At 62.8% G+C, this 13,256-nt stretch carries 11 protein-coding genes; 7 read left to right on the forward strand and 4 right to left on the reverse strand.

The window, feature by feature from the left end; genetic code table 11:
- Nucleotides 1–22 precede the first annotated feature (22 nt).
- A complete protein-coding gene (hisC, locus tag ACN0X6_RS16935) occupies nucleotides 23–1,075 on the forward strand; it encodes a histidinol-phosphate transaminase (RefSeq protein WP_417705696.1) in 1,053 nt (350 codons plus the stop codon).
- Nucleotides 1,076–1,144: 69 nt separating this feature from the next.
- On the opposite strand, the gene ACN0X6_RS16940 is transcribed toward hisC, so the two are convergent.
- The 3 genes from ACN0X6_RS16940 to algW form a co-directional block, all read right to left on the reverse strand.
- Entirely contained in the window at nucleotides 1,145–1,864 is a 720-nt protein-coding gene (locus ACN0X6_RS16940) for a DUF4198 domain-containing protein (RefSeq protein WP_417705698.1), read from the reverse strand.
- Nucleotides 1,865–1,877: 13 nt separating this feature from the next.
- The gene (locus ACN0X6_RS16945; RefSeq protein ID WP_417705700.1) at nucleotides 1,878–3,959 is read right to left on the reverse strand and encodes a TonB-dependent siderophore receptor; all 2,082 of its coding nucleotides are present in this window, start codon (nucleotides 3,957–3,959) and stop codon (nucleotides 1,878–1,880) included.
- An 89-nt stretch (nucleotides 3,960–4,048) separates the two neighbouring features.
- Nucleotides 4,049–5,191: a Do family serine endopeptidase AlgW gene (gene algW / locus ACN0X6_RS16950; protein WP_417705702.1), complete on the reverse strand. Its 1,143-nt coding sequence runs from the start codon at nucleotides 5,189–5,191 to the stop codon at nucleotides 4,049–4,051.
- Nucleotides 5,192–5,301: 110 nt separating this feature from the next.
- Here algW and ACN0X6_RS16955 point away from each other — a divergent pair, with 110 nt between their 5' ends.
- The 3 genes from ACN0X6_RS16955 (at nucleotide 5,302) to cysN (ending at nucleotide 9,018) form a co-directional block, all read left to right on the forward strand.
- Complete coding sequence (locus ACN0X6_RS16955; RefSeq protein ID WP_417705704.1) at nucleotides 5,302–6,060, forward strand: Nif3-like dinuclear metal center hexameric protein; 759 nt, start codon at nucleotides 5,302–5,304, stop codon at nucleotides 6,058–6,060.
- Nucleotides 6,061–6,192: 132 nt separating this feature from the next.
- Nucleotides 6,193–7,110 (forward strand): sulfate adenylyltransferase subunit CysD, encoded by a 918-nt coding sequence (gene cysD / locus ACN0X6_RS16960; RefSeq protein WP_074675866.1) that lies wholly within the window; start codon nucleotides 6,193–6,195, stop codon nucleotides 7,108–7,110.
- A 12-nt stretch (nucleotides 7,111–7,122) separates the two neighbouring features.
- Nucleotides 7,123–9,018: a sulfate adenylyltransferase subunit CysN gene (cysN, locus tag ACN0X6_RS16965; protein ID WP_417705707.1), complete on the forward strand. Its 1,896-nt coding sequence runs from the start codon at nucleotides 7,123–7,125 to the stop codon at nucleotides 9,016–9,018.
- 187 nt (nucleotides 9,019–9,205) lie between these two features.
- On the opposite strand, the gene ACN0X6_RS16970 is transcribed toward cysN, so the two are convergent.
- Nucleotides 9,206–9,637, reverse strand: a complete 432-nt coding sequence (locus ACN0X6_RS16970) for a YhcB family protein (RefSeq protein WP_160019485.1) — start codon at nucleotides 9,635–9,637, stop codon at nucleotides 9,206–9,208.
- A gap of 265 nt (nucleotides 9,638–9,902) precedes the next feature.
- Here ACN0X6_RS16970 and ACN0X6_RS16975 point away from each other — a divergent pair, with 265 nt between their 5' ends.
- The 3 genes from ACN0X6_RS16975 (at nucleotide 9,903) to zapE (ending at nucleotide 13,218) form a co-directional block, all read left to right on the forward strand.
- Complete coding sequence (locus tag ACN0X6_RS16975; protein ID WP_417705709.1) at nucleotides 9,903–10,532, forward strand: alpha/beta hydrolase; 630 nt, start codon at nucleotides 9,903–9,905, stop codon at nucleotides 10,530–10,532.
- Nucleotides 10,533–10,642: 110 nt separating this feature from the next.
- The gene (locus ACN0X6_RS16980; protein ID WP_417705711.1) at nucleotides 10,643–11,989 is read left to right on the forward strand and encodes a tryptophan--tRNA ligase; all 1,347 of its coding nucleotides are present in this window, start codon (nucleotides 10,643–10,645) and stop codon (nucleotides 11,987–11,989) included.
- A 134-nt stretch (nucleotides 11,990–12,123) separates the two neighbouring features.
- Nucleotides 12,124–13,218, forward strand: a complete 1,095-nt coding sequence (zapE, locus tag ACN0X6_RS16985; RefSeq protein ID WP_417705713.1) for a cell division protein ZapE — start codon at nucleotides 12,124–12,126, stop codon at nucleotides 13,216–13,218.
- Nucleotides 13,219–13,256 lie beyond the last annotated feature (38 nt).

Genomic DNA, 13,256 nt, shown 5'->3' on the forward strand with positions numbered 1-13,256 from the left:
GCATTCGAGGAGAGAAGGGCAGATGAGCAAATTCTGGAGCCCCTTCGTCAAGGACCTGGTGCCCTATGTGCCGGGTGAGCAGCCCAAACTGAGCAAGCTGGTCAAGCTCAACACCAACGAGAACCCCTACGGCCCGTCGCCCAAGGCCATCGCGGCGATGCAGGCCGAGCTGAACGATGATCTGCGCCTGTACCCGGATCCCAATGGGGATCGCCTGAAGCATGCGGTGGCCGCCTATTACGGTGTGCAGCCCGCTCAGGTGTTCGTCGGCAACGGCTCCGACGAGGTGTTGGCGCACGCCTTCCATGGCCTGTTCCAGCACGAGGCGCCACTGCTGTTCCCGGATATCAGCTACAGCTTCTATCCGGTGTATTGCGGTTTGTACGGTATCGATTACCAGCAGGTGGCGCTGGACGAGCAGTTCCAGATCCGCGTCGAGGACTATGCCCGCCCCAATGGCGGCATCATCTTCCCCAACCCCAATGCGCCGACCGGCTGCCTGCTGCCGCTCGAGGCCATCGAGCGCCTGCTGCAGAACAGCCCGGACAGCGTGGTGCTGGTAGACGAGGCGTATATCGACTTCGGTGGTCAGACGGCCATCGCCCTGGTCGACAAGTACCCGAACCTGTTGGTCACCCAGACCCTGTCCAAGTCGCGTTCGCTGGCTGGTTTGCGCGTTGGCATCGCGGTCGGCCACCCGGATCTGATCGAAGCGCTGGAGCGAATCAAGAACAGCTTCAACTCCTATCCGCTCGATCGCATGGCCATCGCCGGTGCTGCGGCGGCGTTCGAGGACCGCGATCATTTCGAGAGAACCTGCCAACAGGTGATCGAGAGCCGTGAGGTGGTGGTCGCCGGTTTGCAGGGACTGGGCTTCGAGGTGCTGCCCTCGGCGGCGAACTTCGTCTTCGCTCGTCATCCGGGCAAGGATGCCGCCACGCTGGCGGCCGGGCTACGCGAGCAGGGGGTGATCGTGCGCCATTTCAAACAACAGCGCATCGCCCAGTTCCTGCGCATTACCATCGGTACGTCGGAGCAGAACCAGGCACTGCTGGACGCCCTGCAAGGCCTTTGATCCAGGCGAGTCTGAAGAGAGCCGGTGGCGCGTCAGCGTCACCGGCTTTTTTCATGGCACAGAGGGGGCTTACTCGTGATGCGGCTCGCCGAGGAAAGTCAGCGAGGTGAACAGACCGCGGCTTTCGATGTTGGGGTCGTTCTCTACCGGCAGGTAGACCGCCGCGCTGATGATGTTCAGCCCTTCGTTGCGCACTATCACCTGAGCGCGGCCTTCGGCATCGGTCTTGGCGCTGACCTGATGCGGCGCGCCGCGATAGTCGCCGACCAGCTCGACGCCCGCCAGCGGCTTGCCGTCGGCCAGCACGCGCACGGGCAGCGGTTTGCCAGGGCCGACCTTGAGCGGATCGACCTGCGGAACGATGACCAGTTTCAGCGGCTCGAGGTCGGGCAGCTTGGCGCCCTCGCTGTAGATCGCCAGGCTGTACTTGTAGGTGTGCAGCGACTGGGTCGAGTTCGGCACCTGACTGCGGCCCTGGTTGATCCATTGGCCTTCCGGGGTCTTTGACCAGGCGCCATTGTCCAGCGCCACGCCGAGCACGGCGGGTGTCTTCAAGGGTTGCAGGCGTGCGTGATCGGCCAGGCGTTCGACGGTCACCGGAATCATTCGACCGGCTGCGTCATAGGCCCAGGCGCCGCTGATCTTTTGTGCCTTGAAGGCATTGTCCTCGGCGCCATGGCCATAGACGACTTCGATATTGCCACGGCGCTCTTCGGTCCAGAGGCCGTGGGCCAGTGCACTGTTGCTGGCGAACAGGCCGGCGAGCAGCAGGTAGGCAGGAATACGCATGTGAATCTCCGATTCAAAGGTTGAGGGTCAGGCTGACGCTGAGATTGCGAGGGTCGCCGGGCATTACCCAGACGCTGTTGAACGAGCGCTCGTAGTACTTGCGGTCGAACAGGTTGTTGAGATTCAGGCCCAGGCTCAGGTCTTTGCTGGCCTGCCAGCGTGCGAGCAGGTCGACCGTGGTGTAGGCCGGCAACTCGAAATCGCTGCCGGTCTGCCCGGAACGGTCGCCAACGTAGGTGATCGCGGCGCCCAGTTCGGAGCCGTGCAGTGCGCCGCTCTGGAACTGGTAAACGCTCATCAGGCTGGCGCTGTTGCGGGCGATGCCGAGCAGGTCGCTACCTTCAGGAATGTTGTTGTCCTCGGTCACTTCGGCGTCGATGTAGGCATAGGCACCGATGACCCTCAGGGCCTCGCTGAGTTGACCGCTGATCTGCAGGTCCAGACCCTGGCTGCGCGCCTTGCCGGCGGCGATGCTGTCGCCGGGGTTGTTCGGGTCGGCAGTCAGCACGTTTTCCTTGTCGATATGAAACAGCGCCACGGTGGCGCCGATGCGACTGTCGAGCAGGTCGAGCTTGAGGCCGGTTTCGTAACCGAGGCCCTTCTCCGGTTTGAACACCTGGCCCTGAGCGCCGATGGCGTTGGGTTTGAACGACATCGAAGCATTGGCGAACACGCCGACCTCCGGTGTCAGCTGATAGAGCACGCCCGCGCGCGGGGTGGCGACATCCTTGCTCTGCTCGTTGCTGACGCGGGCGCTGCGGTTCAATGCGGTCTGTTCGAAGCGCTCCAGGCGCACGCCGAGCAGGCCGCTCCAGCGTTGGTTGAAACTGATCTGATCCTGCAGGTTGAGGGCGTAGCTTTCGCTGTGCTCGTGGAAGTCGTTGGGATTGACGATGGTGGGTTTCGGTTGCCCATGGATCGGCTTGTAGATGTCCTGGCCATAGCCCAGACCGGTAACGCTTTGCGGGTACTTCTGGCTGTTGCGATAGTTCTCGTACTCCAGCCCCAGCAGCGTCTGATGTTGCCAGCCGGCCAGCTCGAACTGCCCATGCAGTTCGGCCTGGGTAATGCTGTCGTTCCATTCGAAGCTGCGTTCGCGATAGAAGCGCGTGACCTGATCGCCAATCAGGCGTGACGGTTCGGAGCTGTTGCCGTCCAGCGTGCCCTGGCTGTAGTGATTGGCCAGGCGCAGCTTCCAGGCATCGTTCAGATAGTGCTCGAGGCTGACCTGCAGCAACTGGTTGTCGTTACGGATCTTGCCGTCATTGGGTTCGCCGAGAAAGGTCGAGCGTTTGACCGCGCCCATCTTGCCGTTGACGGCGGGAATGCCACGGTCGAACACCGAGTCGGTGCGGGAAAACTCGCTGTCGATCATCAGCAGAGTGTCTGGCGACAACTGCCAACTGAAGGTCGGGTTGATGATCTGTCGCTGGTTGCCGAGGTGATCACGGAAGCTGCCGTTGTCTTCCACTGCCAGGTTGACCCGCGAAAGCAGGGTGCCGTCCTCGTTCAGCGGCGTATTGACATCGAGGCTGCTGCGGTAGCGATCCCAGCGTCCGGCGCTGGCCTTGAACTGGGTGAAGGGCTGCAGTTGCGGGCGCTTGGTGACGATATTGACCAGGCCACCGGGGTCGCCACGGCCGTAGAGAGCCGCCGCCGGCCCCTTGAGCACTTCCAGGCGCTCGATGGCCGATGCGTCCGGCGAGCTGTAGCTGCCGCGGTTGATGGCAAAACCGTTGCGATACAACTCGCCGGTGGTGAAACCGCGCACGCTGTAGTTGAGGAAGGTCAGGCCGCCGAAATTGTTCTGCCGCGAGACGCCGCCAGCGAAATCCAGGGCGCGGTCGATACGGCTGCTGCCGAGATCGTCCAGCACCTGGGCGGGGACCACGCTGATGGCCTGGGGAATTTCGCTGATCGGTGTGTCGGTGCGGGTGGCAGTGGATGAGCGTTTGGCGCGGTAGCCCTGCACCGGCCCATCGGCTTGTTCACTGGGGGCGCTGATGATGCTGTCGGCCAGTTGGGCCGGAGATTCGGCGGCAAGAGTGCAGGGTGTTAACAGGCTGCCGGCAAGCAAGGCGGAAGTGACGCGCAAGGGGAAGAGTCTCTGGATGATTGGTGTTTATGTAATAACATTACAATAACCTCAACCGAGAAAAGTTCCCACTTGAAAATGAGCGCCGATCAGTTGCCGTTAACGGGAGGGCGAATACCGACCTCGGCGGTCAGCTGCAGCGGCTTGCCGTTGCGCAGCACGTCGATGCGGATATTGTCGCCAGGCGTGGTGCGTGCGACCTGATTCATCGAACGGCGACCGTCACTGGCCGGTTCGCCATCGATGCTGAGAATCAGGTCGCCAGGCTGCAGGCCGGCCTTCTGTGCCGGGCCGTCGCGATAGACACCGGCGACGACGATGCCGGGACGGCCATCGAGACCGAAGGACTCGGCCAGCTCCGGCGTCAGTGGTTGCACCTCGACGCCGAGGTAGCCGCGAATCACCTGGCCATGCTCGATGATTGCCTGCATCACCTCCATGGCCAGTTTCACAGGAATGGCGAAGCCGATGCCCTGCGAGCCACCGGACTTGGAGAAGATCGCGGTGTTGATGCCCACCAGGTTGCCGTGCGCATCGATCAGTGCGCCGCCGGAATTGCCGGGGTTGATCGCCGCATCGGTCTGGATGAAGTCTTCGTAGGTGTTGAGGCCCAGCTGGTTGCGCCCGGTGGCGCTGATGATGCCCATGGTCACGGTCTGACCGACGCCGAAGGGGTTGCCGATGGCCAGGGTGACGTCGCCGATGCGAATGCTGTCGGAGCGCCCCAGGGTGATCGCCGGGAGATTGGGCAGGTCGATCTTCAATACGGCCAGGTCGGTTTCCGGGTCGTTACCGATCACCCGTGCCAGGGTTTCGCGGCCATCCTTGAGGGCAACGACGATCTGGTCGGCGCCGCTGACCACGTGATTGTTGGTCAGCAGATAGCCTTCACGGCTCAACAGTACGGCCGAGCCGAGGCTCGACTCCATGCGCTGCTGGCGGGGCAGGTTGTCGCCGAAGAAGCGGCGGAAGGTCGGATCTTCGAACAGCGGATGGGCCGGTTTGCTCACCAGTTTGGTGGTGTACAGGTTGGCCACTGCTGGCGATGCGGTATCGACTGCCTCGGAGTAGGACACCGGGCCTTCCTGCAGGCGGCTGTAGAGCGGTGCTTGCACCAGTTGCACGTCCTGGCGTGGCAAGCCGACCCACTGCGGGTAGCGCTGAATCAGCAGCAGTGCGAACAACACACCGACCAGCAGGGGCCAACCGAGAAAACGCAGTGCCTGGGGCATCGAGACAATCCTGAGGGTTGCGGGGGCCAAATCCGGCCCTTAAGGTGGCGCATTATAATGAGGAGCTCGCCAATTAGGCAGCGGCCCGCAACAGCTTGTGAGGAATCTTCATGGCCATTGCCCTGAGCACGTTAGTGGAAGAAGCTGACACCTTTCTGAACGCGTCGCGTATCAATGATTACTGCCCCAATGGCCTGCAGGTCGAGGGGCGTCCGCAGGTCAGTCGCATCGTCAGCGGCGTCACTGCCAGCCAGGCGCTGATCGAAGCGGCCATCGAGGCCGAGGCCGATGTGCTGCTGGTGCATCATGGCTATTTCTGGAAGGGCGAGAACCCCTGTGTCACCGGCATGAAGCAGCGCCGCCTGAAAGCGTTGCTGGCCAACGACATCAGCTTGCTGGCCTATCACCTGCCGCTGGACGTGCATCCCGAGGTGGGCAACAACGTGCAGCTCGCACGGCAGTTGGGCATCGTCGTCGAGGGGCCGCTGGAGCCGGAAAATCCGCGCACCGTCGGCCTCGTCGGCTCGCTGCAAGAGCCGATGAGCGCGTCCGACTTCGCCCGGCACGTGCAGCAAACGCTGGGGCGTGAGCCGCTGCTGGTCGAGGGCGATGGGCTGATTCGTCGAGTTGGTTGGTGCACGGGCGGCGGGCAGGGCTATATCGACCAGGCGATTGCTGCAGGTGTCGATCTTTACCTGACCGGCGAAGCCTCCGAGCAGACCTTCCACAGCGCGCGAGAGAATGGCGTGAGCTTCATCGCCGCCGGCCATCACGCTACCGAACGCTACGGCGTGCAGGCCCTGGGGGATTATCTGGCGCGGCGTTTCGCCCTCGAACACCTGTTCATCGACTGCCCCAACCCGATCTGAATCGCCCGCACGGGCAGGCATAACGCTAGATCGTTTCGGTCTAACCAGCGTCCTGAGTATAAGCAGACGCTGTGTTAGAGTGCGCGCTCGTCCACGGCCCGCCGGCCCCATAACAGCAAACCGTGAGTAGCCATGCTCGACAAATTGACCCATCTGAAGCAGTTGGAGGCGGAAAGCATCCACATCATTCGTGAAGTGGCCGCCGAATTCGACAACCCGGTGATGCTCTATTCCATCGGCAAGGATTCAGCCGTGATGCTGCACCTGGCCCGCAAGGCGTTCTTCCCAGGCAAGCTGCCCTTTCCGGTGATGCACGTCGATACCCGCTGGAAATTCCAGGAGATGTACCGCTTCCGCGAGAAGATGGTCAGCGAGATGGGTCTGGATCTGATCACCCACATCAACCCTGATGGTGTGGCGCAGGACATGAACCCCTTCACCTACGGCAGTGCCAAGCACACCGACGTGATGAAGACCGAAGGCCTCAAGCAGGCGCTGGACAAGTACGGCTTCGATGCCGCCTTCGGTGGCGCGCGTCGCGACGAAGAGAAGTCGCGCGCCAAGGAGCGCGTGTATTCCTTCCGCGACAGCAAGCACCGCTGGGACCCGAAGAACCAGCGGCCGGAGCTGTGGAACGTTTACAACGGCAAGGTCAAGAAGGGCGAGTCGATCCGCGTCTTCCCGCTGTCGAACTGGACCGAGCTGGACATCTGGCAGTACATCTACCTGGAGCAGATTCCGATCGTGCCGCTGTACTTCGCCGCCGAACGCGAAGTGATCGAGAAGAACGGCACGCTGATCATGATCGATGACGAGCGCATCCTCGAGCACCTGTCCGATGAAGAGAAGGCGCGCATCACCAAGAAGATGGTGCGTTTCCGTACCCTCGGCTGCTACCCGCTGACCGGGGCGGTGGAGTCCACGGCACTGACTTTGCCCGAAATCATCCAGGAGATGCTCCTGACCCGTACTTCCGAGCGCCAGGGCCGCGTGATCGATCACGATGCCGCCGGGTCGATGGAAGAAAAGAAACGTCAGGGCTATTTCTGAGGATCGCGCACCATGAGTCACCAATCCGATTTGATCGGCCAGGACATTCTCGCTTACCTGGCTCAGCACGAGCGCAAGGAACTGCTGCGCTTTCTTACCTGTGGCAACGTCGACGACGGCAAGAGCACGCTGATCGGCCGCCTGCTGCACGATTCCAAGATGATCTACGAAGATCACCTGGAAGCCATCACCAAGGATTCGAAGAAGGTCGGCACCACCGGCGATGACATCGACCTGGCACTGCTGGTCGACGGCCTGCAGGCCGAGCGCGAGCAGGGCATCACCATCGACGTGGCCTACCGCTACTTCAGCACCGCCAAGCGCAAGTTCATCATCGCCGACACCCCCGGCCATGAGCAGTACACGCGCAACATGGCCACCGGCGCTTCGACCTGCGACCTGGCGATCATCCTGATCGACGCCCGTTACGGCGTGCAGACCCAGACCAGGCGCCACAGCTTCATCGCCTCCCTGCTGGGCATCAAGCACATCGTCGTCGCCGTCAACAAGATGGACCTCAAGGACTTCGACCAGGGCGTGTTCGAGCAGATCAAGGCCGACTACCTGGCCTTCGCCGAGAAGATCAACCTGCGCCCGACCACCCTTGAGTTCGTGCCCATGTCGGCGCTCAAGGGCGACAACGTGGTCAACAGGTCCGAGCGCTCGCCCTGGTACACCGGCCAGTCGCTGATGGAGATTCTCGAGACCGTCGAGGTCGCTGGCGACCGCAACTTCGACGACCTGCGCTTCCCGGTGCAGTACGTCAATCGCCCGAACCTGAACTTCCGCGGTTTCGCCGGCACCCTGGCCAGCGGCATCGTGCGCAAGGGTGATGAGATCATGGCGCTGCCGTCGGGCAAGACCAGCAAGGTCAAGTCCATCGTCACGTTCGAGGGCGAGCTGGAGCAGGCCGGCCCGGGCCAGGCCATTACCCTGACCCTGGAAGACGAGATCGACGTCTCTCGTGGCGACATGCTGGTGCATGCCGACAACCGTCCGCAGGTCACCGACAGCTTCGAGGCCATGTTGGTCTGGATGGGCGAAGAGCCGATGCTGCCGGGCAAGAAGTACGACATCAAGCGCGCCACCAGCTACGTGCCGGGCTCTATCCCGAGCATTGTGCATCGCGTTGACGTGAACACCCTGGAGCAGGGCGCGGCCAGCGAGCTGAAGCTCAACGAGATCGGCCGGGTCAAGGTGGCACTGGATGCGCCGATCGCCCTGGATGGTTACGAGTACAACCGCACCACCGGCGCCTTCATTATCGTCGATCGCCTGACCAACGGCACCGTCGGTGCCGGCATGATCATCGCCGATCCGGTCGCTCATGGCGGCGGTCAGCATGGTCGTCTGGCGCATGTGTCGACCGAGGAGCGTGCTTCGCGCTTCGGTCAGCAGCCAGCCACCGTGCTGTTCAGCGGTTTGTCTGGAGCGGGCAAGAGCACCCTGGCCTATGCGGTCGAGCGCAAGCTGTTCGATATGGGCCGCGCTGTGTACGTGCTGGATGGCCAGAACCTGCGCCACGACCTGAACAAGGGCCTGCCGCAGGATCGCGCCGGCCGCGCCGAAAACTGGCGCCGCGCCGCCCATGTAGCGCGTCAGTTCAACGAGGCCGGCTTGATCGCCCTGGCTGCGTTCGTGGCACCGGATGCCGAAGGGCGCGAGCAGGCCAAGGCGCTGATCGGCAGCGAGCGCGTCATCACCGTTTACGTCCAGGCTTCGCCGCAGATCTGCGCCGAGCGCGATCCGCAGGGCTTGTATGCCGCTGGTGGCGACAACATTCCGGGCGAAGGCTTCCCCTACGATGTGCCGCTGGATGCCGATCTGGTGATCGACACCCAGGCGCAGTCGGTCGAGGAGGGCGTCAAGGCGGTGCTGGATCTGCTGCGTAGCCGCGGCGCGATCTAAAACTCGCGATGCAGCATGATGAGCCCCGCCTATTAGCGGGGCTTTTTCATTGCTTGCCCCGCAAGGCACCGGCCGGTCGTTGGAGCGAGCTCCGCTCGCGAAGCGTTCGCGAACAGCGCTCGCTCCTGCAATCGTTGCCCAATAAAAAGCCCCGCAATCCGCGGGGCTCCGTGTTTTGCCTGGCGGGTTACTTCTTAAGCCCGTAGCTCTCGTCCAGCATGCCCGGGCCGTCGCTTTTCGGCGCGTAGTCCTTGGGCATTTCATGGTTTTTCGGCGGGGTCAGGCGCTCGCGCTTTTCGCCTGCTTCGGTGCTGTTCAGGGTGGCCAGCAGGCGCTGACGGGTCAGCTCATCCAGGGCCAGGCGGTTGGCGCCGTCGGACAGGTGTTCCTGCACGTCCTGGTAGCTCTGGGTGAGTTTCTTCACCAGGCTGGCGGTGGTGTTGAAGTGGGTCACCACTTCGTTCTGGTAGGCCTCGAAGCGTGCCTGCATTTCATCCATCTGCCGCTGCGTACGGCCCGGTGCAGCATTGGGGGCCAGGCGGGCGAGCACAAAGCCCACGGCGATGCCGACCACCAGGGTCAGGGCGGGTATCAACCAGGCTGTAACGGTCTGTTCCACGAGTCCTTCCTCTCAAAACGGCTTTGCTTTACGTTAGCGGCTCGAGCCTGTGCTGTATACGACCAGAACCTGCTCAGAGTCTACTGCGCGTCGGCACTGCTGGGTTAAAAACAGGTTCGGAATGCTCATGTACACCAGTACACTGCGCTTTCTCTCCTGTTCTTGCCGTGCATTGCGCGAGCTCTCGAGACGCTGAACAGGTTCATTTGCCGCACAGGCAGTTTGCTAGACGAGTCGACCCGTTGCGGGGTCACGGAGTTCAGTGTTGCTCAGTCGCGAAACCCCTCTTTTCATTCAAGGCCCGGTGGGTCAACTCGAAGCCCTTCTGCTGGAAGTACCGGACGCCCGAGGCGTGGCGCTGATCTGCCATCCCAACCCGGTGCAGGGCGGCACCATGCTCAACAAGGTGGTGAGCACCTTGCAGCGCACCGCACGTGACTATGGATATCACACGTTGCGTTTCAATTATCGTGGCGTTGGCGCCAGTTCCGGCAGTCACGACATGGGCACCGGCGAGGTGGACGATGCCGAAGCCGTTGCCGCCTGGCTGCAGGAGGAATATCCGAACCTGCCCGTCACGCTGCTGGGCTTTTCCTTCGGTGGCTTCGTCGCTGCGGCGCTGGGTGCGCGCCTGGAGGCGCAGGGGCAGGTGCCGAGCAAGCTGTTCATGGTGGCGCCGGCGGTGCATCGGCTGACCGCCGAGACGCCACCTGCCAGCCAGTGCCCGCTGGTGGTGATCCAGCCCGATAGCGACGAAGTGGTCGAGCCGCAGGCCGTGTACGACTGGTCGACCCATCTCGGGCGTGCCCATGAGCTGCTGAAAGTGGCAGAATGCGGTCACTTTTTTCACGGCAAGCTGACGGATCTGAAGGAACTCCTTCTGCCGCGTCTGTGAACGTGGCGCAGGGTTCGCCGTGCGCACCCTACGACCAATCTGGCATCAAGGCGTCCCGCGGCCCCGGCTCGCGCGATCAGCGAAATAGTTCAAGCAAAGCGAATCTGATCATGACCACCCGTATCCTTACCGGTATCACCACCACCGGCACGCCGCACCTGGGCAACTACGCCGGCGCCATCCGTCCGGCCATCGTTGCCAGTCGCGATCCGCAGATGGATTCCTTCTACTTCCTCGCCGACTACCACGCGTTGATCAAGTGCGATGATCCGGCGCGCATCCAGCGCTCGCGCCTGGAAATCGCGGCCACCTGGCTGGCACTGGGCCTGGATACCGACAAGGCGACCTTCTACCGCCAGTCCGACATTCCCGAGATTCCCGAGCTGTGCTGGCTGCTGACCTGCGTCGCCGGCAAGGGCCTGCTCAACCGTGCGCACGCCTACAAGGCGTCGGTGGACAAGAACGTCGAGCAGGGCGAAGACCCGGATGCCGGCGTGACCATGGGCCTGTTCAGCTACCCGGTGCTGATGGCGGCGGACATCCTGATGTTCAACGCGCAGAAGGTGCCGGTCGGTCGCGACCAGATCCAGCACGTGGAGATGGCCCGCGACATTGGCCAGCGCTTCAACCATCTGTTCGGCAAGGGCAAGGACCTGTTCGTCCTGCCCGAGGTGGTGATCGAGGAAGAAGTGGCCACGCTGCCCGGCCTCGATGGGCGCAAGATGAGCAAGAGCTACGACAACACCATCCCGCTGTTCGGCACCGCCAAGCAGCTCAAGGACGCCGTGGCGCGCATCGTCACCGATTCCAAACTGCCGGGCGAGCCCAAGGATGCCGAGGGTTCGCACCTGTTCACCCTGTACCAGGCCTTTGCCAGCCACGCGCAGCAGGCCGAGTTCCGTGCCGAGCTGGAAGGCGGCCTGGCCTGGGGCGAGGCGAAGAACTGTCTGTACCAGTTGCTCGAAGACACTCTGGGCGAGGCGCGCGAGCGCTACAACGCGCTGATCGCCAGGCCAGCCGATCTCGAGGACATCCTCCTCGCCGGAGCAGCCAAGGCGCGCAAGATCGCCACGCCGTTCCTCGGCGAGCTGCGCGAGGCGGTGGGCCTGCGCTCGTTCCGCGAACAGGTGCAGGTCACTGCTGGCGAGAAGAAGAAAGCCGCCAAGAGCGCACGCTTCGTCAGCTTCCGCGATGAAGACGGCAGCTTCCGTTTCCGTCTGCTCGATGCCGATGGCGAGCAATTGCTGCTGTCGAAATCCTTCGCCGATGGCAAGTCGGCCGGCATGATCAACAAGCGTCTGCAATCTGGCGAACCGCTGGATGTGCGTGCCGAAGGTCAGCTGTTCTCGGTCTGGATCGACGGTGAAAGCGTGGCGAGCAGCCCCGAGTTCGCTGACGGCCAGGCGCTGGAAGATGCCATCGCCCGTCTGCGTGAGGCGCTGGCGCCGCAGGAATGAAATAGCCCGGATGCAATCAGGGGCACGCATCGCCACTATCCCCCGGATTGCATCCGGACTACGGCCATGATTGCCAAGCAACGGGGGCGTCGCTAAAGTGACGCCCCCGTTTTTACTTGCCCGGCTAACGAATCATGACCCCCCTAGAGCGTTATCAGGCCGATCTCAAGCGGCCAGACTTCTTCCATGATGCGGCCCAGGAAAATGCCGTCCGTCATCTGCAGCGTCTGTACGACGATCTGATCGCGCGTGACCAGAGCAAATCCGGGCTGATGGGCAAGCTGTTCGGCAAGAAGCCGCAGGGGCCGGTCAAGGGCCTGTATTTCTGGGGTGGCGTCGGGCGTGGCAAGACCTACCTGGTCGACACCTTCTTCGATGCACTGCCGTTCGAGCAGAAGATGCGCACCCACTTCCACCGCTTCATGAAGCGCGTGCACGAGGAGATGAAGACCCTCAAGGGCGAGAAGAACCCGCTGACCATCATCGGCAAGCGTTTCGCCGACGAGGCGCGGGTGATCTGCTTCGATGAGTTCTTCGTCAGCGATATCACCGACGCCATGATCCTCGCCACGCTGATGGAAGAGCTGTTCAAGAACGGCGTGTCCCTGGTGGCCACTTCCAACATCGTGCCGGACGGCCTGTACAAGGACGGCCTGCAGCGCGCGCGCTTCCTGCCGGCCATTGCCCTGCTCAAGGAACACACCGACATCGTCAACGTCGACAGCGGCGTCGACTATCGCCTGCGTGCGCTGGAGCAGGCCGAGCTGTTCCACTTCCCGCTCGGCCCGGCCGCTGAAGACAGCCTGCGCAAGAGCTTCCAGAGCCTGCTGCCGGACTGCACCCACATGGTGGAGAACGAGGCGCTGATGATCGAGAACCGCGCGATCCACGCCGTGCGGATATGCGAGGACGTGGCCTGGTTCGAATTCCGCGAGCTGTGCGACGGCCCGCGCAGCCAGAACGATTACATCGAGCTGGGCAAGATCTTCCACGCGGTGATCCTGGCCAATGTCGAGCAGATGAGCGTGGCCAAGGACGACATGGCGCGCCGCTTCATCAACCTGGTGGACGAGTTCTACGACCGCAACGTCAAGCTGATCATCTCCGCCGAGGTGGAACTCAAGGATCTCTATACCGGCGGCCGCCTGAGCTTCGAGTTCCAGCGCACGCTGAGCCGTCTGCTGGAAATGCAGTCGCACGAGTTCCTCTCGCGCCCACACCGGCCCTGAAAACTGGCGCCCGCCCTGCGCTGGGCGGGCGTTGCCCG

The organism is Pseudomonas sp. (assembly GCF_048269965.1).
Classification (GTDB): domain Bacteria; phylum Pseudomonadota; class Gammaproteobacteria; order Pseudomonadales; family Pseudomonadaceae; genus Aquipseudomonas.